This is a genomic window from Affinundibacterium seohonense, assembly GCF_014284305.1.
Taxonomy (GTDB): Bacteria; Pseudomonadota; Gammaproteobacteria; order Burkholderiales; family Burkholderiaceae_D; genus Undibacterium; species Undibacterium seohonense.
Map to the genome: position 1 here is coordinate 227,188 of NZ_JACOFW010000001.1, position 19,346 is coordinate 246,533.

Sequence of the window (19,346 nt, forward strand, 5' to 3'; positions counted from 1 at the left end):
GCTGTATCATGTTGTAAGAAGAGTGTGCGTGATGCCGCATCACCAAGAAATTACATTGAAAAGTTAGGAATGGAAAAAAATAATCGACCAGATACACCCTGTGTTGCCGTGTGTTCGACTACCTTTGACGATGTTTGCCGTGGGTGCGGTCGAACTGTCGCTGAGGTCGCAGATTGGGTGTTCATGACGCAAGAACAAAAAAATGTGGTTTGGGAACGTATATTGGCTGGGGGCTATCCTCGTAGGAACTGATTTGCTGAACTTGACTTTGATAATCTCAATGATTGTCAAACGATAATTTCGAAGCTTGTGCGAGTGACAGAATAATTCCTTTGAATGGAATCGAAATGCTAATTTTTTGCTCTTTTCATGTTAGGATTTCTGCCGTAAGTTTTTGTTATTATCAAGGCGCAATTTGGTAATGATTGTTCGGTGACTATACGTAATGAGTGAAAAATAATTCAACGTAATAATGTAATGAGAATGAAATGAAGAATTTAAGTGTTAAGCAAACAAATGGCCGTCAGCAGATTTTGAACAAAGGGTTCACTCTGATTGAAATTATGATTGTGCTCGTCATCATGGGTATATTGGCTGGCTTGGTTGTGCCTAAATTAATGGGGCGTACAGACGATGCTCGAGTTCTGCAAGCCAAGCAGGATATCTCCACTATGCTGGGTGCGCTCAAGATGTATAAACTAGATAATTTGCGTTACCCAACGACAGATCAAGGCTTGCAAGCTTTGATCACGAAGCCTACTAGCGGTCCTGCCGCGAATGGTTATAAAACGGAAGGCTATATTTCCAAGTTAGCTAAAGATCCTTGGGGCAATCCTTATCAATATATGTCGCCAGGTTTAAAATCAGATATCGAAATATTCTCTTACGGACAAGATGGTAAACCGGGTGGTGCTGGTTATGATGCCGATATCGGTTCGTGGGATCTCTAAATACCGATTACGCTGATTCGGTGTCCGCGCAAATCAAGCGACCAGATCGCACACGTCACTCCGGCTTTACCTTGTTGGAGTTACTGGTGGTCTTGGTGATCATGGGTATCATGCTGGGGGCGGTGTCTTTGAATGCGGTTCAAAGTACACGCCAGCGCTTGCAGACTGATGCACAAAGAATCTCTTTATTACTTCAATTGGCCAGAGAAGAGGCGATTGTACGTAATCGTCAAACTGCATTTGAAGTGTTTGAGCAAGGCTATCAATTCCTGATTTTGAATGATAATAAATGGGAGAAGATCGTCGATCTTGATACTTTGCGTGGACGCGAATTTACTTTTCCCGAAACGAAATTAAGCATTATTTCCAATGATACCGCTGCGGCAGAAAAGCTCAGAATCATTTTTGGGCGCGAACCTGTGAGTCGGCCATTTACGATGATCTTGCGTGTGGGTTCAGATCAAGTTTCAATCAATGCGGATGGTGTTGGCCATTTCGTAGTGGAGTAGGTCGCGTATGCAAAAAATCACATTGCGAGATATGCCGCGCCGCTCACTAGGATTCACGCTGCTGGAGGTTTTAGTTGCCCTAGTGATCGTCGGCACCGTGCTCGGTGCCAGCTTACGCGCTGTTGCCAGTCTCGCGCAAAATAGTAGCGGATTGCGAGCCACCATGATGGCGAACTGGTCTGCGGAGAATCGATTGGCGCAAATTCGTTTAGGTAAGGAGTGGCCACAACTCGGTGAGCGCACTTTTCCTTGTCCCCAAGGTGAATTGAATTTGATGTGTGAAGAGCACGTTTTGTCGACTCCAAATCCTTCTTTTCGACGCGTTGAAGTTTTCGTTTTTGATGCTAGTGACCTTAAACGTCGTCTAGCTAAGCTGACCCAGGTGGTTCCCAATGCACCATAGTAGGCATACCACGTTTAGGAAAGAGTCGGGTTTTACCTTGATCGAGTTATTGGTGGCGATTGCGATTTTAGCGATCATTGCGGTAATGGGTTGGAGTGGCCTCGATAGTATTATTCGCGCCCGCCAGACCTTAAATCGAGAATTGGAGCAAAGTCGAGGTACGCAAATTAGTTTTGTCCAATTAGAAAACGATTGTGCACATTTAGTCAGTGACGCTTTGTTGCCTAGGCGTGAAAATTTACGCGCCTTCGATACGCAATTAATTTTAATTCGTACTGTGTATGAAGATAATCGTGCGCCGCAGTTGCAAGTTGTTGCTTATCGAATGCTTGATGGCGTCTTTACGCGACGAGAATCTGTGGCGACACGTGATCTGAAAATCTTAGACTCGTATTGGCAAAGTGCATTGAATGGTAATGACAATATGCCAGTGGTTAAATTGCAGACTGATGTGGCGATGTTTCAGATGCGAACTTGGAATAATGATGAGAACAGCTGGCGTGTCGCTGGTACCGATATAGCCGCGGGTGCGGTTCCTGTAACTCCTGCCAAGCCGGGTAAAGATGTGCCGCGCAAAACCGGTCTTGAAGTCACCATGCAATTGCTTGGGCAACAAAACCCACTTTTGAAAATTTTCTTATTAGGTGCTGCATGAAGCACCAAAAACAAAGCGGTGTGGCGGTGGTTACAGCACTGTTATTGACGACCTTGGCGATCACCATTGTTGCCAGTTTGTTTTGGCAACAGCAAGTGCAAGTGCGTTCGATTGAAAATCAGCGCTTTCAGATGCAAAAAAAGTGGGTTCTGCGCGGGGCATTAGATTGGGCTGGTTTGATTTTGCGTGAAGACAGACGCATCAGTAAAGTAGATCATCTGGGTGAGCCTTGGGCTGTAAGTTTGGGTGACACGCGATTAGATCAATATGTTGAAAATGGACGCACCGAAGTCGAAGATAGTGATGCGACCTTGTCAGGGCAGATCAGTGATGCGCAAGCAAAATACAATCTGAATAATTTGGCAGTGAACGGACGGGTGGATCCGCGAGAGTTAGCCGTGTTCGCAAAACTGTTGAGCAATCTACGCCTTGATTCTAGTCTGGCGCAGCAAGTTGCCGTGCAGGTTGCACTGACTCAGGAGCGTGTGGTGGTTGGACCATCAAAGCCAGATGGTACCGAAGGGGTTGAAAACCCTGTGCAGCCTAAAAATCCCGGTGATGCTGCTAATGGAGGCGCCGGTGCGGGAGCTAATGGAGGAGCAAATACAACGCCAGATGGTAGTGGTAGTGCTGTTGGTGTGCCGACAGGTTCCAATTCCACAGTACAATTCTTAAAGTTTAGTCAAATCGAAGATTTATTGTCAGTACCCGGATTTACTAGTGCAACGATTATGCGTTTGCGAAACTTTGTTACGGTGTTGCCTGACTGGACAGCAATCAATGTTAATACGACGACAGCGGAAGTGCTTTCAGCGCGATTGCCGCAAGTTAGTATGACCGATGCTGCGCTGATGATTGCAACTAGGGATCGTGCTCACTTCTTAAATCTGGAAAATTTTAAGTTAAATTTCCCTGATAAACTGAAGGATGTCGATCCCAAACATCTGGATTTTAGTAGCAGTTATTTTGTGGTGAATGGAAGAGTTAAATTAAATCGGTCCTTGCTAGAGGTGGACGCCTTATTCAAGCGGGATGATAAAGGTACACAGGTTTTGTGGGTAAAAGAAAATTGAGTTTCAGTATCGAATTTAGTGCTTATCTCAGTATTTCGCCATGCAGTAGTCACAATAATAGAAAAAGTAAAAAAACTTAATTTGGCAAAAAGGTGTAGGGGAACATGGCAAGTACGCTTTATATACAATTACCTCCAAAAGTGGTGGCGGATACACTAGGAGGCTGGGATAGTCAGACATTTTCTTATTGTCTGGCATCAGCAGAAAAGAATATCTTGCAACAAGGGCGGCATGCATTTTCTACTTTGCAAGAATTAAGCAAGGACGCAGGTCAATTGGTTCTGTTGGTTTCTGCAAGCGACGTGAGCTTCTTGCGAGTTGCCGTTCCGCCTATGCCGTTTGCCAAAATTAAGGCTGCTCTTCCCAATCTACTGGAAGAACAGCTATTGGCTGATCCCGCTGATTTGTTGTTTGTCGCGACGCCTCCAGTCGATGGTTTTTGCGGCGTAGCGGTTGTGGTTCGGTCATGGATGGAGCAGGTCCTCGGTTTGGGGACACAACTTGGTGCTGGTCGAATTTCTGCTTTTGCAATGTCCGAAAGCACTATGCAGCACGACGACATGTCAACGATCCTGATCGAATCTGAAGCAACAAATTATCGTATGCTTGAAGTCACTGTGAAAAGTGCAGATCAAATAGCCTCAGGCCTTTGCATCGATGTGCAAAATATGGATTTACATGATCCTTCATTGATTAAGCAAATTCAAAATGCGATTGACGTCTTGGCACCCAAGGCAAATGTTCTCTTTTATGTCGATAGCGCGCTTCAGACTTGTTTGCAAAATGTTGACGTACATGAGCGGCAAGTTAAATTTTCCAATTTGGATTGGAAAAGCAAAATTGGCGGCATTTCCAATCAGACTTTAGATTTATTTTCCTCCTTGAATCTCGAAGGGAAACATAGTTTCGACTGGTACAAGTGGCGCTGGACCATGTCCCTATTGATGGCAATGCTGTTGATTAGTTTATTTGCGCTAAATTGGAAATGGTGGAGCTTACGTCGCGAGGCAAATAGCATACGCGATTCAATCCAGGCGACTTATCAAAACAGTTTTCCAAAAGAACCTGCATCTAGACTTCCATTATTTCAAATGCAGCAGAAAATCGACACTGCCAAAAAACTAGCTGGGCAATCAAGTAATGATGATTTCTTAGTCCTGGCAGCGCAATTTGCCCAAGCATGGGACCAGTTAGTGCCAACACAAAATGTGAGCACAGTGGCGAATATGGAATATCGCGAGCACAGTTTGTTTGTGACGCCTAAAAACTTATCAGATGTCCCGCTTGAACAGCTGAAGTCCGCCTTGAAAGAGCGCGGCTTGAAGTCCGATGTTAAAGATGGTGCCATCAAAATTTCTGTTGAAGCGGGTGGTATGTGATGAAACAAATGGAAATGCTGAATAAGTTGGTCCATGACTGGAATAAGCGCGAATTGCGAGAACGCCGAATACTGATTGGTGTGGGTATGTTGGTAGTAGCGAGTTTATTGTATTTATTTGCAGTACAACCTGCTTATACCAATATCAAAGACTTAGAAAACTCGACTCCAGCGCTTAAATTGCAAGCAGCAAATATGGCAAATATGGCGTCTCAGTATGGCGAACTTTCTAAAACGATCGCTGAAAATATTCCACCAATTACGCGGGAAACGATAGAGTCCACTTTAGCAAGGCGCAACATCAAAACGCAGTCTTTGACTGTGTCAAATGACATTGTCCGATTTCAAGTGAATGTCGTTGCTTATGCTAATTTAATGGAATGGATTTTGGAGATGCAAAAAGCAGCTCGTTTGACAGTGGATGAGGTTAAACTCACATCGTTAACGGAAGCTGGACAGGTTAGTGCCGTTATGACCTTACGTCAGCAAAGGGCAAGTAACTAAGATGCAAAGAAAGACGTTTTTTGTTTTGTTCTTTGTTGGTGTTCTTAGTGTCTTGGGAACGCTACTCATTTTTTTGCCTGCAAGTTGGTTGGGCTTCCTATTGGAAAAACAAACCATGGGGCGAGTTAGTTTGGGAGATATTCAAGGAAGTTTTTGGAAGGGCTCGGCATTTGTTGGTGTAGCCGTTGATGAAAAATCTGCTGTAACGCCTTTGTTTCCAGGTAGGTTTTCATGGCAGATTTCCCCGCTGATTTTATTGGGACAAGTTGCCGTCGTGTTGGAAAATAAAGTGGTGATGTCAGCGCCATTGAAGATTGATGGAAATTTTCAACAGTGGCAAGTCAGTCCGGCAAGTTTAAATTTGCCACCTGAGCGTTTAGAAGGCCTTGGTGCACCACTTAATACCATTGGACCTAGTGGCAGGATTGTTTTGCAATGGAGGCCATTAACTTTGAGCCTCGAAAAAGGAAAATTACTCATTAACGGCAGTATGCAATTGGAATTAAATGAGATGGCTTCTCGTGCATCATCTATCAAACCATTGGGAAGCTACCGTTTAGATTTTGACTGGCGCGGCGATTCTGCTAAGTTAGCTTTGATGACGAGTCAAGGGCCTATGATGCTTGAAGGGATTGGCGCATTACAACAAGGACGCTTCCAGTTCTCGGGTAAAGCCTATGCAGAAGCAGGGCAAGAAGAAAAAATGGCAAATCTTTTAAATTTGCTTGGGAGACGCCGCTTTGAGGGTGGCAAACAGTTTATCGCTTTAGAATATAAATGAGACAATTGGCATGAAGAATACAATCAAAACATCGACAACATATACCCATAATCTAGGCTCCAAAAAATGGATGGCGGCGATGATACAGGCCGCATTTATCGGCAGCCTTGGCTTTGCAAGTGTGACAGTGTCAAGCGTCGCGTTTGCCCAAGAGTCCAAGCAAAATGCGGCTGGCTTGAATTTCGTTAATGCCGATATCGAATCCGTGATTAAGGCGGTTGGTCATTACACTGGTACGACCTTCGTAATTGATCCTAGGGTTAAAGGACAGTTGACTTTGGTTGCTGAAAAGCCACTGACCAAAGACCAGGCATTTAAATTGCTAACATCAAATCTACGCATGTTAGGTTTTGCGGTTGTCACCTCAGATGGTTTCTCGAAAGTTGTGCCTGAGGCCGATGCGAAATTGCAAGGTGGCCCAACGCAAGTTAAAAGTATCAAAGGCGATCAGATTATTACGCAAGTTTTCAGAGTGAACTATGAAGCTGCGAATAATATCGTGACAGCTTTGCGCCCTCTGATCTCCCCAAATAACGTCATTAATGTGAACCCGGGTAATAACTCCATCGTGATCACGGACTATGCCGATAATATGCGCCGCATGGCAGAGGTGATTGCTCTATTGGATGTGCCATCGAACCCTGAGCTGGAAATTATCCCGATCAAACATTCGATCGCAGCTGATGTTGCTACCATGGTGACGCGTTTGACAGAAGGGAATCAGGCTAGTGCTGATGCTGGTCGGGCGATCGTGTTAGCGGATTCTCGTACCAATTCTGTGTTGATTAAAGCTCCGTCCGTTGCTCGCGCAAATTTGATGAAGAAGCTCGTTGCCGATCTCGATCAACCGACGAAATTGCCTGGCAATATTCATGTGGTTTATCTAAAGAATGCCGAAGCTGTAAAGTTAGCGGCAACTTTGCGTTCTATTTTAAGTGGCGAGAGTTCATTGCCGTCAAACTCTGGTAGTTCAAATAGCAATTCTGGCTTTGGAAATTCTTCTCAAAATAATGCGGGCGGTGGCGCAACGCAAGGCAATAACTCGGCGTTGAATTCATCTGGATCGACTTTGAGTTTGCCAATTAGTACAAATAATAATAGTCAAGGGCAGAGTGGTGGCGGTGGTGGTTTTATTCAGGCAGATCAAGCCACCAATACATTGATCATTACGGCGAGTGATGCCGTGTATCGAAACCTGCGTGGTGTGATTGATCAATTGGATGCGCGACGTGCCCAGGTTTATATCGAAACGATCATTGTCGAAGTGTCTGCATCCAAAACTGCAGAATTAGGTGTTGAATGGGCAGGCGTTACTGGTGACAGTACAAGCAATTATCGACTCGGTGCGATTAGTTCGAATCAAGGGAATTTAATTAATCTTGCTAGTGATGCCGCTTCAAGATCAAAAGTGTTAGGTTCAGGATTTAATATTGGATTGTTTCGACAAATCGGCGGTCAACTTGGAATTGGAGCGGTGCTAAAAGCGCTAGAGAATGATAACGGCACCAATTTACTTTCCATGCCTAATCTGGTGACTTTAGACAATGAAGAGGCGACTATTGTTGACGGGCAAACGATTGGATTGGTGACGGGACAGTACACTAGTGCGACTACGGGGACAGCTGGAGCAAATCCATTTCAGACCATCGAGCGTAAAGAAGTTGGTATCAAGTTAAAGGTTAAACCTCAAATTTCAGAAAGTGGGACTGTCAAGCTCTCCATTGCGCAAGAAGTTTCTGGCGTCAGTGACATTGAGATTAAAGGAAGCCAGGGCCCGACCACGACCGTACGTTCAATTGCAACTAACGTATTGGTCGAAGATGGTCAAATCATTGCTCTGGGAGGTTTGATCAGGGACGATACGTCCGGTAAAGAAAATAAAGTCCCATTTCTAGGAGATATCCCTTTCTTAGGTAATTTATTTAAGTATCAAAAGAAAACTCGTGACAAAGTTAATTTGATGGTGTTTTTACGACCCACAATTATTCGCAATGCTGATGAGAGCAAGAGTGTTTCCTTAGATCGCTATGATTACTTGCGTACGCAGTACTTACGTAGTTCTGAAAATGAAGCCGATGCTGCCTTATTGAATTTGGAAAAAGGGAAGTTAATCACTCCTTCGGCACCTGCTGCCGCGGATAAGAGCAAAGTAACTAAAAAAGAAGGTCAATAATTCGTATGTCTGAAAATCGATTATTGCCATTCGCCTTCGCGCGTGATTATTCCATTCTTGCCAACCGACGTGATGATTTAGAAGGCGCACCTGTCGAGCTAAAAGTTTCAAGTGAAACCAGACAAGCCGCAATCATCGAAGCTGGGCGTCGCTTCGGGCGCGTGCATTTGGATATGTTGCCGCATGCCGATTTGTTGCTAGAGATCGCACGTGCCTATGCCGGTTCCGGGGGGGATGCTGCCGATGTGGTCGGGGAAGTTGAATCTGATATGGATTTGGCTAAGCTGATGCAAGATATGCCAGCGATCGAAGATCTTTTGGAATCCGCTGACGATGCGCCTGTAATTCGTATGATTAACGCTTTGTTGACGCAGGCTTTGCGCGAAGGCGCTTCGGATATTCACATCGAGCCGTTCGAACAAATTTCTGTGGTTCGTTTCCGTGTTGATGGTGCTTTACGTGACGTGATTCGTCCCAAAAAAGCGATTCATGCTTCGCTGGTTTCTCGTATCAAGATCATGGCGCAATTGGATATTGCTGAGAAACGTTTACCGCAAGATGGTCGTATCACTTTGCGTATTGGCGGCAAGCCAGTAGATGTGCGGGTGTCGACTTTACCAACCGGTCATGGCGAACGTGCGGTATTACGCTTGTTAGATAAAGAAGCTGGTAAGTTAGACTTAACGCATCTTGGGATGAGTTCCGAAGTCTTGACACAATTTGATCAACTAATCGCGCAGCCGCATGGCATTGTGCTTGTAACTGGGCCTACAGGGTCTGGTAAAACCACGACTTTATATGCTGCCTTGTCGCGCGTGAATGCAGGCACTACCAATATTTTGACGGTAGAAGACCCAATAGAATATGAACTCGCAGGGATAGGGCAAACTCAGGTTAACGCCAAGATCGATATGAGTTTTGCGAAAGCCTTACGAGCTATTTTGCGTCAAGATCCTGATGTCATTATGATTGGTGAGATTCGTGATTTAGAGACCGCGCAAATTGCAGTTCAAGCGTCACTGACAGGTCACTTAGTCTTGGCAACACTGCACACCAATGATGCCGCCGCGGCTGTGACACGTCTGCTCGATATGGGTATCGAACCTTTCTTGTTGTCGTCTTCCTTATTAGGCGTGGTGGCGCAGCGCTTGGTTCGAAAATTATGTAGCCACTGTAAAGTGCAAGACTCAGGGGTGTGGAAATCAGTAGGTTGTGAACACTGTGGACATACCGGATATCAAGGTCGCGTCGGCGTTTATGAATTGCTGTTAACCACCGAAGCGATTTCTGCGCAGATTCATCATCAGGCTTCCGAAGCTGAAATTCGTATCGCAGCGCAAGGTGATGGGATGAAATCTATGCGTGAAGACGGACAGCGTTGGTTGGATGCTGGTGTGACGACTCGTGAAGAGTTGTTGCGTGTGACCAAAGAATAATTCGAAAAGAGAGTTTCACAGTGCCTGCATTTCGTTATGAAGCGGTTGATCCCAAAGGAATAAACAAAAAAGGTGTTCTGACTGCCGACAGTGCACGTGCTGCGCGTTCAGATTTACGTGCGCAGAACCTAGTGCCTGTCTTGGTTGAGCAAATTGCCAATCAGACGGGGGATAGAAAACGCGGTAAGTCTATCTTTGGAGAACATTTATCGACCGTGGAATTGGCGTTGTTCACCCGCCAATTATCTAGTTTGTTAGAGGCTGGTTTACCGCTTGAGCAGGCATTCTCGGCTTTGTTGGAACAGGCGGAACGCGTGTATATCCGTGATTTGATCGCCTCGGTTCGCTCAGAGATTTTGGCGGGTTCGGCTTTGTCTGATGCACTGAAACAGCATCAAAATGACTTCACCGATATCTATTGTGCTTTGGTTGCCTCCGGTGAGCAGATTGGGCAACTGTCGAAAGTGCTGTCGCGCTTGGCGGATTTTATTGAACGACGTAATGCCCTGACGCAAAAGGTGAAATTGGCCTTTACCTATCCTGCAATCGTCACTGTCGTCGCATTTGCTATTGTGATTTTTCTGTTGACCTACGTCGTACCACAAATTGTTTCTGTATTTGCTAATACCAAGCAGAAATTACCAATCTTAACGGTGGTCATGCTCGCAGTTTCTGATTTTGTAAGAGCTTACGGGTGGCTGGTTGCGATTGTCGTGGTCGGCATCGTCTTTGCGTGTCGTCACGCTTTAAAAAATCCACAAATAAAGATGCGTTGGCATACTTGGTTATTGGATGCTCCCATGTATGGCAAGTTCGAACGAAGTCTAAATACGGCGCGCTTTTCTAGTACCTTATCGATCACGACAGGGTCAGGAGTGCCGATTTTGACGGCTTTACAAACCAGTCGCGAAACGCTTTCCAATGTGGCGATGCGTGCGCAGGTCGAAGATGCAACTAATAGCGTACGCGAAGGTGTTAGTCTAGCCCGTGCACTGTCGGCGCATAAACATTTCCCACCGATGCTGATTCATATGATACGTGCGGGTGAAGTGACAGGTGAATTACCAGCGATGTTGGAGCGTGCTTCTTCTGCACAGGAGCAAGATTTGGAACGTCGAGCTTTGACGATCGCGGGTCTGTTAGAGCCACTATTGATTTTGGCGATGGGCGTGGTCGTGCTATTGATCGTTTTGGCGGTATTGATGCCAATTATCGAAATTAATCAGTTAGTGCGATAAGCATCACCGTGTCGATCATCAACATATAGATAACAACAATTAGCTCAATGAGAACAACATGAAGCGTTTGCCCTTAATCATCAATGTCATCCTATTTGCACTTCTCTGCGCGTTGCTTACGTATTGGGGTTCGCAAATTTTTAAGCCTAAAGTTCGCCCACTTCAAGCGCCTGTCACTGTGAATAGTTATGAACCCAGTGTTGGTCAATGGGGCAATTTATTTGGACAATCCGCAGTAGCAGAGGCTGCGCCTAGCAACTACCAATTAAAAGGCGTCATCGTGGCAACTCAAGCACGGGACAGTGTGGCAATTATTTTGGTCGACGGCAAACCAAATTTTACGCTAGGTATCGGGAAAGAATTAATTCCTGGCGTAAAGTTACAGGAGGTGCACGCCGATCATGTGATTGTCAGTGAATCAGGCGTTCCACGACGCATAGATTTACCGGTTGTTACGCCAAACGCCGGTATTGTGCCAGCGCCAAGCGCAATCAATTGAGTGCATCCAGTGACAAGAGCGATAAGTTCCTTCATCTTTAGCTCAGGCATATTTCATAGCCATTCACCAGTTCACCATTAGCACTCGATTTGCCCATGAACTCATTAGACTATTTTTTGCCGGATTTAGCGTTGGCACATCCTTCTTGGCGCGCAGTTTTACGACAGGCGCTTGAGGCAATTCATGTCACTTACCCAAACTACTTTTCTGAATTAACGCACGCTCAGTTTTTGCCAACACAACATCGACTGTTTGCTGCGTTTTCTATTCCATTGGCTGAAGTGAAGTTTGTCTTGGTCGGAGAGGGACCATATCCGCGAGATTTGAGTGCTACAGGGTATTGTTTCATGGATGGTGCTGTGAATGAAATCTGGTCAAATGAAAAAAATGCTGGTCTCAGTAAAGCTGTGAATCGCGCAACCTCCCTACGTAATTTTATTAAAATGCTGTTACTTGCAGATGGCAGATTAAGCAATGAGGATACTGGTATAGGTGCCTTAGCGCCAATTGCGCAACAATTTCGAGCTTCGCCTGAGCATTTTGTGCAAACAATGTCGCAGCTCCAGGAAAACTTTTTGCGACAGGGCTTTTTAATGCTAAATGCCTCCTTAGTATTTCGTAATCATGTTGCTCCTTCCATTGATGCCAAAGTGTGGCAAGTATTTTTAGAAGTGATATTGAAGGCTTTATCTTCGCAAAAAAACAAACCTGCTTTAATTTTGTGGGGGAAAATTGCAGATCGACTCGCGACTGTCCCCAATGTTTCTGATTTTGAGATAATTGCATCGGAACATCCCTATAACTTGAGCTTTATTCAGAATGCAGAAATGCATCAACTCTTTGCAGCACTTAAGTTGCTGTATCGATAAAATGTTAATCGCAAGGTCTTAAAGATAACGATACGCTTTTGCTGTTCTTCTTGAATCAAACGCGCTGTCTTGTTTTTTCACACCCGTTAAATCCTGCATTTTTGTATATTTGCTGCAAATCAATGAAATTCATTCGGCGTGAGCATGTCAAGCTACTTCGGCTGCTGTAAAATGAAATTAAATTTCCACGGGTTAATTTTGTAGATGTGAAGTGATAGTCATATCAAGGAATTTATGGTTGAAGCGTCAGTGCTTGGAAATTGATGTAAATCTCAATCTGATTGTTGGAACTGGTCACTTATGTTGAAAAAAATCAAGTTTGCTCAAATACGTCAAGGCATGCACGTGCATGAGCTTTGTGCGTCTTGGATGAGTTCACCATTTTGGCAAAAATCGTTTTTGATTGATAGTCAAGTGACAATCGATAAAATCAAAAACGCAGGTATTCGAGAGGCGTGGATTGATACTGCAAAAGGTTGTGACGTCTTGCAAGATGCCCCCGAACCTGTGTATGTGCAGGACATAAAACCAGAGGTCGCTGTGCCAGAGGTCGCACCAGTCGAAGAACGTCGGCCGTACTCTGAAATTGAATCAGTCTCGATGGATGCCGAAATGGGACGTGCCGCTAAAATTGTCGGCAAATCCAAGGGCGCAGTTTTTTCGATGTTCAGTGAAGCACGAATGGGGAAAGCCATTGAGGCGGATCAGGCGATGCCCTTGGTTGAAGAGATTGCCAACTCGGTGATGCGAAATCCAGGCGCTTTGATTGGTTTGGCACGTCTAAAAACAGCCGACGATTATACCTATATGCATTCGGTTGCTGTGTGCGCCTTGATGATTGCACTCTCGCGCCAGCTTGGCTTAAGTGATGATGAAACTCGTGAGGCCGGATTGGCAGGTCTTTTGCACGACATTGGTAAGATGGCCGTGCCTTCAGAAATATTAAATAAACCAGGTCGCCTTACAGATGAAGAGTTTGTCTCTGTAAAAGAACACCCCAGTGCTGGGCATGCGATGCTGCTCGAATCAAAAGGCGTGGGCCAAATCGCCTTAGATGTTTGTCTGCATCATCACGAAAAAATGGATGGCAGCGGTTATCCAAAGGGACTAAAAGGAGAAGAAATTAGTTTGTATGCGAAGATGGGGGCAGTGTGCGACGTGTATGACGCGATTACCTCGAATCGCCCATATAAATCAGGCTGGTGCCCAGCAGAGTCTTTGAAGAAGATGTCGGAATGGAGTCGCGGCCATTTTGATGAAGTCGTATTTCAGGCTTTTGTTCGTAGCATAGGAATTTATCCTGTTGGGACTTTAGTAAAACTGCAGTCCGGTAGGCTGGGTGTGGTCGTTGAGCAGCAAATTGGCCGTTCACTATTGTTGCCGAAAGTACGGGCTTTTTTCTCTACCAAGTCGCTAGCCTATATCTCCCCCGTTCTGCTGGATCTGGCTGGTCCTGGATTCCAAGATAAAATTGTATCCCGTGAAGATGCAAGTACTTGGGGCTTGAAAGATATTGACCGTTACTGGCTAGGCGAAAATGTCGGGCCTACTTAATCTCTGATCACTGAATTTGAATAAAATTTTTTGGTTTGGGTCAAGTACTTCGTTCGACATTGTGAACAAAATGGTGACAAAACCAACGCTTGAAATAAATCACTGAAGAGGAGATTTTCAAGTTTCGCATCAGTGTAAAATGCGGTCATGAAAATATTGATTAGCAATGATGATGGCTACTTAGCGCCAGGGATTCTAGCCTTGGCCAATGCTTTGCGGCTACATGCAGATATTACTGTCGTCGCTCCCGATAGCAATCGTTCCGGCACCTCAAATGCTTTAACACTGGATAGACCATTAAGCCTGTCTCGTGCTGATAATGGCTTCTACTTCGTGAATGGGACACCTTCTGATTGTGTGCATATTGCTCTCACAGCTTTGATGACTGAACCCCCTGACCTTGTGGTCTCCGGCATCAATCAAGGACAAAATATGGGGGATGACACGCTGTACTCCGGTACCGTTGCTGCAGCGACGGAAGCGTTTCTATTCGGTATCCCAGCGATCGCCTTTTCACAAGTTAACAAAGGCTGGGGCGCACTCAATGATGCCGCGCAAATCGCAGTTGAAATGGTTCTGCGCGGGTTTCCTTCAATGCCGAAACCGTATCTACTAAATGTGAATATTCCCAATATGGCGTATCAGGATATTCTTGGAATTCGTGTGGCCCGTCTAGGAAAACGTCATATGTCTGAGCCTGTGATTCAGTCGCTCGATCCAAGTGGACGTAAGATATATTGGATTGGTCCTCCAGGTGCGGCAAAAGACGCCAGTGAAGGTACCGATTTTGACATGGCAGCAAAAGGATACGTTGCCGTCACGCCTTTGCAAATTGATTTGACTGACTTAAAACAAATGTCGGCTTTAGCGGTGGACTTGGCATGACGACAAAAGAGAAACGGTTTCCATTGAGTTTATCTTCCGTTGTTAATCAACGTAGTGGAACAAGTCTTCAAGCTTCTGCAAAGTTACAAACTGCCGTGCAAAATGCCTCGACCAATCCACGACATCCGTTTCCCAACCACCCATTGCCACCCCCCGTCAAAACGAATAACCCTGCATTATCGACACCAGATCGAGGCGTTGGCATGGTGTCTGAAAAAATTCGTCAGGCAATGGTTGCACGTGTAGCGCAACAAGGTGTAAAAGATACCTTGGCGTTGGCAGCTTTAGAGGCCATTCCACGTCACCTGTTTGTGGAGTCGGGATTAGCAAGCCAAGCCTATGTCGATGCATCACTACCTATCGGACACCATCAAACAATATCGCAACCGTATATTGTTGCCCGAATGATAGAAATTTTGCGTAATGGAAGACCCTTAAATAAGGTGTTGGAAATTGGTACAGGCTGTGGTTATCAAGCAGCTGTTTTATCCTTGGTGGCGAAAGACGTGTATTCGATAGAGCGAATTAAAGCCTTGCACGAACTTGCTAAAAGCAACTTACGGCCGATGCGTATTGCGAATATCCGGCTGCATTATGGTGATGGCATGTTAGGTTTGCCACAAAGTGGTCCATTTGACGGTATCATACTAGCGGCGGCGGGTATGGAAGTTCCCCACGCTTTGTTAGAACAATTAACGATAGGCGGTAGATTGATTGCACCGGTAGGCGCGCGCCAGCAAGTTTTGCAATTAATTGAACGACTTGGTCAACAGGAATGGCGTAGTACTGTTTTGGAACAATGCCACTTCGTTCCCTTGCATCAAGGTGTTATTTAACGAAGTCGCTGAGACTGCAATTATTCTTGCAAATTTTAATCAGAAATTAAGACATGTTTATGAAGCAAAGTTGGATCGTAAAAAATAGTATTACTGTATTACTGCTGGTACTGTTAAGTGCTTGTAATTCTGTGCCTAACAAGGCACCCGTGGTTGAGCGCAGCAAAGAAGCACCACAAGAATTAGAAAAAAAACCATCTGAAGTCATCGCAAAAACACCTAACTCCCGTCCCAGCTATACTGTAAAACGTGGTGATACGCTGTCGCGAATTGCGCTCGACTATAATGTTAGTGTTAGTGATTTGGTAGCGTGGAATAATCTCAAAAATCCCAGTGACATTAAAGTCGATCAGGTTTTGTGGGTTGGTTCTCCCGATGCATCCGGTGTAAAAGTAACGCCGATTTCTAGTAATTCCGGGATTGAAGTCCGCAATTTAAATCCTATCAATCCAGCAACCCATAAAAGCTCTCCTAAGGGCGAAAAACGGCCTTACTCAGAAACGAATTTAGCTGAGTTGCAAAAAGCTGATAACAGTGGCGGTGTGGTAGTCGGCGTAAAGTCTGAAACTGGCACGACGAAACCTTCTGAAAAAGCCAGTACCGCTCCACAAGAGATTATCGATTGGATTTGGCCAGCGAATGGTAAGGTGATCGCGACATTTGAAGATCCCAAAAATAAAGGGATCGATATCAGTGGTAAAGTTGGACAAGATATTGTCGCGGTAGCCCCGGGTAAGGTGATTTACGAAGTCGGGGCCGTACGCGGATATGGCAATATGCTCGTGATTACTCACGGAAATAATTATTTGTCGGTCTATGCCCACAACAAGACAAATTTGGTGAAAAAAGGCCAAACTGTTAGTAAAGGTCAGAAAATTGCTGAAATGGGCAATTCTGATAGTGAGACAGTGAAATTGCACTTTGAAATACGACAATCTGGTAAGCCGGTGGATCCATTAAAACTTTTACCTGCGCGATAAAACCGTCGTTGGTGGTTTCTAAATAAATACCCACTTTTATCTTTGCACGATTCTTTCGAGATCTACAATTTAATTATGCATAAACGTTCCCAGCAAGGCTCACAAGCGGATTCATCGGAAAACGATGTCCTCACTTTGCAATCAGAGTCTAACGAGGATGTCGTGGATGCTCAGCATGATGATGCAGTTGATGATCGCGATGAAGACGAGAAATTTGAAGAAGTGCCATCGGTTGCGATTGCACCGATCGATGAAATTAAGAATATTTTAGCGGCAGAATTATCTACCGATACCACCCAACATTATTTGAATCAAATCGGTACTAGACCACTATTTTGTGCTGCAGAAGAATTGCACTTTGCGACCTTGGCAAAACAGGGTAATTTTGAGGCCCGTCAAAAAATGATCGAGCACAACCTGCGCTTGGTTGTGTCAATCGCCAAGCACTATATCAATCGTGGTGTTGCTTTGCTTGATATGATAGAAGAAGGTAATTTAGGCTTGATGCATGCGATTGATAAGTTTGAACCTGAACGTGGATTTCGATTTTCAACCTATGCGACCTGGTGGATACGCCAAAGTATCGAGCGCGCCATCATGAATCAAGCGCGCACCATTCGATTGCCAGTCCATGTCGTACGTGAGCTGAATCAGATTTTGCGTGCGAAATACCATCTAGAGTCGCAGCAGCGCGACGGTAAAGATGCGACGATTGACGACATCGCGCATTTGGTCAATCGACCCCTGGATGAGGTTCAAGATATTCTGGCCTTGTCAGAGCATGCAATGTCGCTTGATACCCCTTTAGATGGTGATCCACAAAGTAGTTTGCTAGATATGTTGCCCGGTGATAGCGATCAAGGGCCTGATACGCAGGCCGAGCTTCATGAAGTTACCGTGTTGGTGCGGGATTGGCTAACCAAATTACCTGATAAACAAAGAATCGTCATTATGCGTCGTTTTGGGCTAGACAACGATGACCCAGTCACTCTAGAGACTTTGGCCGATGAAATGGGTATTACGCGTGAACGGGTGCGACAAATTCAGCAAGAAGCCTTAATTAAATTGAAACGCAGTTTTGCCTCACGTGGTGTTGCTAGGGATGCTTTACTGTAGACAACGTCTTAGTTCTCCCTTTTTGAATCGTAGCGCTATGTTCTGATCTGCGGATTAAAACGGTATAATCTTGGCTCATTTGAACCCACTATCTACTTGACGCGATTGCGTCATTTTTTATTATTATGAATACAATTAATATCCGTTCCTTGGACATGGATGCACGCGGCGTTGGTCATCTCGAAAATGAAGATGGCACGCAAGGTAAAGTCGTTTTTGTCGAAGGCGCATTGCCAGGTGAAGTTGTGGGTTTCAATACTTACCGCAAAAAGCCCAGCTGGGAAGCCGCAACATTAGGCCCAATTGTTAAAGAATCCTCACAAAGAATTACGCCTAAGTGCCCGCACTATGGTGTTTGTGGGGGCTGTTCAATGCAACATCTAGAACCCAATGCGCAAGTGGCAATGAAACAACGAGTATTAGAAGACAATCTCGGACATATCGGTAAAGTCAGGCCTGAAATGGTGATGCGTCCGATTTATGGACCGACTTGGGGCTATCGTTATCGTGCCCGTTTATCGGTCCGCAATGTGCATAAAAAAGGTATCGTATTGGTAGGTTTTCACGAGAAAAAATCTCGTTATGTCGCCAATATGGAAACCTGCGAAATTTTGCCGCCACACATTTCCAAAATGCTCATGCCGCTACGGGATTTGATCACGTCATTAACAATCATTGAGGCATTGCCACAAATTGAATTAGCGATCGGTGAAGGCGTTACAGCGATGGTATTGCGTATCATGCAACCGCTAGGTGATGGTGATGCGGAAAAATTGAAGGCCTTTGCCGATTTGCATGAGGTGCAATGGTGGTTGCAAACTGCTGGCCCAGATAGTGCTGAGCCGTATTATCCTGCTGAGACAGATTTGCATTATTTATTACCTGAGTTCGGCGTCAAAATGCCGTTCAAGCCGACTGACTTCACCCAAGTGAACCACCACATTAATCGTGTCTTAGTCGCCCGAGCTTTGGGCTTACTCGATGTGCAAGAGAATGAGCGTATTCTCGATTTGTTCTGTGGCTTGGGTAATTTCACGTTACCAATCGCGACACAAGCGCGAGAAGTCGTAGGCATCGAAGGTAGTGCAGCTTTAACTGAGCGCGCATTGACAAATGCAAAAGCCAACGGACTCGATGCAAAAACTTCTTTCGCAACGCGCAATTTGTTTGAAGCCAAGGCCGAAGATTTTGTGGCGTTAGGTAAATTTGATCGCTTCTTAATTGATCCACCACGCGATGGGGCAATGGCAGTTTGTCAGGCCTTAATTGATCTTAGTAAGTTCGCACCAGAACTACTTCCTAAACGTATTGTGTATGTATCCTGCAGTCCATCAACATTAGCACGCGATGCTGGGATGTTGGTCAATGAAGCTGGTTACAAAATGAGTAAAGCTGGCGTGGTGAATATGTTTCCACATACGTCGCACGTGGAGTCGATGGCAGTGTTTGATTTGCTCTGATGCACTGATTCCTCAATGCAAAAAGCCGACTACGACGTCGGCTTTTT

Annotated in this window: 20 protein-coding genes; all 20 read left to right on the forward strand. The window is 45.1% G+C overall.

The features are described from left to right. Positions 1-69: 69 nt before the first annotated feature. The 20 genes from H8K52_RS00970 to rlmD all read left to right on the forward strand — a co-directional run bounded on the left by H8K52_RS00970 (position 70) and on the right by rlmD (position 19,299). Positions 70-252, forward strand: a complete 183-nt coding sequence (locus tag H8K52_RS00970) for a DUF1289 domain-containing protein (RefSeq protein WP_186920639.1) — start codon at positions 70-72, stop codon at positions 250-252. Between the two features lie 236 nt (positions 253-488). Further along, a complete protein-coding gene (gene gspG / locus H8K52_RS00975) occupies positions 489-950 on the forward strand; it encodes a type II secretion system major pseudopilin GspG (protein ID WP_186920640.1) in 462 nt (153 codons plus the stop codon). Further along, positions 938-1,459 carry a GspH/FimT family pseudopilin gene (locus H8K52_RS00980; protein ID WP_315469086.1) on the forward strand — a complete coding sequence of 174 codons (522 nt, stop codon included), beginning with the start codon at positions 938-940 and terminating at the stop codon, positions 1,457-1,459. Before gspG ends, H8K52_RS00980 begins: the two co-directional genes overlap by 13 nt. Before the next feature lie 7 nt (positions 1,460-1,466). Beyond that, complete coding sequence (gene gspI / locus H8K52_RS00985; protein WP_246464183.1) at positions 1,467-1,862, forward strand: type II secretion system minor pseudopilin GspI; 396 nt, start codon at positions 1,467-1,469, stop codon at positions 1,860-1,862. Further along, the gene (locus H8K52_RS00990; protein ID WP_186920641.1) at positions 1,852-2,517 is read left to right on the forward strand and encodes a PulJ/GspJ family protein; all 666 of its coding nucleotides are present in this window, start codon (positions 1,852-1,854) and stop codon (positions 2,515-2,517) included. The genes gspI and H8K52_RS00990 overlap by 11 nt, the downstream gene beginning before the upstream one ends. Then, complete coding sequence (gene gspK, locus H8K52_RS00995) at positions 2,514-3,590, forward strand: type II secretion system minor pseudopilin GspK (protein WP_186920642.1); 1,077 nt, start codon at positions 2,514-2,516, stop codon at positions 3,588-3,590. Before H8K52_RS00990 ends, gspK begins: the two co-directional genes overlap by 4 nt. 104 nt (positions 3,591-3,694) lie before the next feature. Further along, positions 3,695-4,969 (forward strand): type II secretion system protein GspL, encoded by a 1,275-nt coding sequence (gene gspL / locus H8K52_RS01000; protein ID WP_186920643.1) that lies wholly within the window; start codon positions 3,695-3,697, stop codon positions 4,967-4,969. Next, entirely contained in the window at positions 4,969-5,472 is a 504-nt protein-coding gene (gspM, locus tag H8K52_RS01005; protein WP_186920644.1) for a type II secretion system protein GspM, read from the forward strand. The genes gspL and gspM overlap by 1 nt, the downstream gene beginning before the upstream one ends. A 1-nt stretch (position 5,473) precedes the next feature. Beyond that, positions 5,474-6,253, forward strand: coding sequence for a type II secretion system protein N (locus H8K52_RS01010; RefSeq protein ID WP_186920645.1), 780 nt, complete (start codon positions 5,474-5,476; stop codon positions 6,251-6,253). 10 nt (positions 6,254-6,263) lie between these two features. Continuing rightward, positions 6,264-8,426 (forward strand): type II secretion system secretin GspD, encoded by a 2,163-nt coding sequence (gspD, locus tag H8K52_RS01015; RefSeq protein WP_186920646.1) that lies wholly within the window; start codon positions 6,264-6,266, stop codon positions 8,424-8,426. Positions 8,427-8,431: 5 nt separating this feature from the next. After that, the gene (gspE, locus tag H8K52_RS01020) at positions 8,432-9,862 is read left to right on the forward strand and encodes a type II secretion system ATPase GspE (protein WP_186920647.1); all 1,431 of its coding nucleotides are present in this window, start codon (positions 8,432-8,434) and stop codon (positions 9,860-9,862) included. A gap of 20 nt (positions 9,863-9,882) precedes the next feature. Beyond that, positions 9,883-11,100 carry a type II secretion system inner membrane protein GspF gene (gene gspF, locus H8K52_RS01025; RefSeq protein ID WP_186920648.1) on the forward strand — a complete coding sequence of 406 codons (1,218 nt, stop codon included), beginning with the start codon at positions 9,883-9,885 and terminating at the stop codon, positions 11,098-11,100. Positions 11,101-11,158: 58 nt separating this feature from the next. Beyond that, positions 11,159-11,599: a type II secretion system protein N gene (locus H8K52_RS01030; RefSeq protein WP_186920649.1), complete on the forward strand. Its 441-nt coding sequence runs from the start codon at positions 11,159-11,161 to the stop codon at positions 11,597-11,599. A gap of 359 nt (positions 11,600-11,958) precedes the next feature. After that, positions 11,959-12,468: a uracil-DNA glycosylase family protein gene (locus H8K52_RS01035; RefSeq protein ID WP_343044114.1), complete on the forward strand. Its 510-nt coding sequence runs from the start codon at positions 11,959-11,961 to the stop codon at positions 12,466-12,468. 300 nt (positions 12,469-12,768) lie between these two features. Then, the gene (locus H8K52_RS01040) at positions 12,769-14,022 is read left to right on the forward strand and encodes an HD-GYP domain-containing protein (RefSeq protein ID WP_186920651.1); all 1,254 of its coding nucleotides are present in this window, start codon (positions 12,769-12,771) and stop codon (positions 14,020-14,022) included. A gap of 147 nt (positions 14,023-14,169) precedes the next feature. Then, the gene (gene surE, locus H8K52_RS01045) at positions 14,170-14,907 is read left to right on the forward strand and encodes a 5'/3'-nucleotidase SurE (protein WP_186920652.1); all 738 of its coding nucleotides are present in this window, start codon (positions 14,170-14,172) and stop codon (positions 14,905-14,907) included. Then, on the forward strand, positions 14,904-15,743 hold the full coding sequence (locus H8K52_RS01050) for a protein-L-isoaspartate(D-aspartate) O-methyltransferase (protein WP_186920653.1): 840 nt from the start codon (positions 14,904-14,906) through the stop codon (positions 15,741-15,743). The genes surE and H8K52_RS01050 overlap by 4 nt, the downstream gene beginning before the upstream one ends. Positions 15,744-15,796: 53 nt before the next feature. Beyond that, positions 15,797-16,723: a peptidoglycan DD-metalloendopeptidase family protein gene (locus tag H8K52_RS01055; RefSeq protein WP_343044115.1), complete on the forward strand. Its 927-nt coding sequence runs from the start codon at positions 15,797-15,799 to the stop codon at positions 16,721-16,723. 75 nt (positions 16,724-16,798) lie between these two features. Next, positions 16,799-17,839: an RNA polymerase sigma factor RpoS gene (gene rpoS / locus H8K52_RS01060; protein WP_186920654.1), complete on the forward strand. Its 1,041-nt coding sequence runs from the start codon at positions 16,799-16,801 to the stop codon at positions 17,837-17,839. Positions 17,840-17,964: 125 nt separating this feature from the next. After that, on the forward strand, positions 17,965-19,299 hold the full coding sequence (gene rlmD, locus H8K52_RS01065; RefSeq protein ID WP_186920655.1) for a 23S rRNA (uracil(1939)-C(5))-methyltransferase RlmD: 1,335 nt from the start codon (positions 17,965-17,967) through the stop codon (positions 19,297-19,299). The last annotated feature ends 47 nt before the right edge of the window (positions 19,300-19,346 follow it).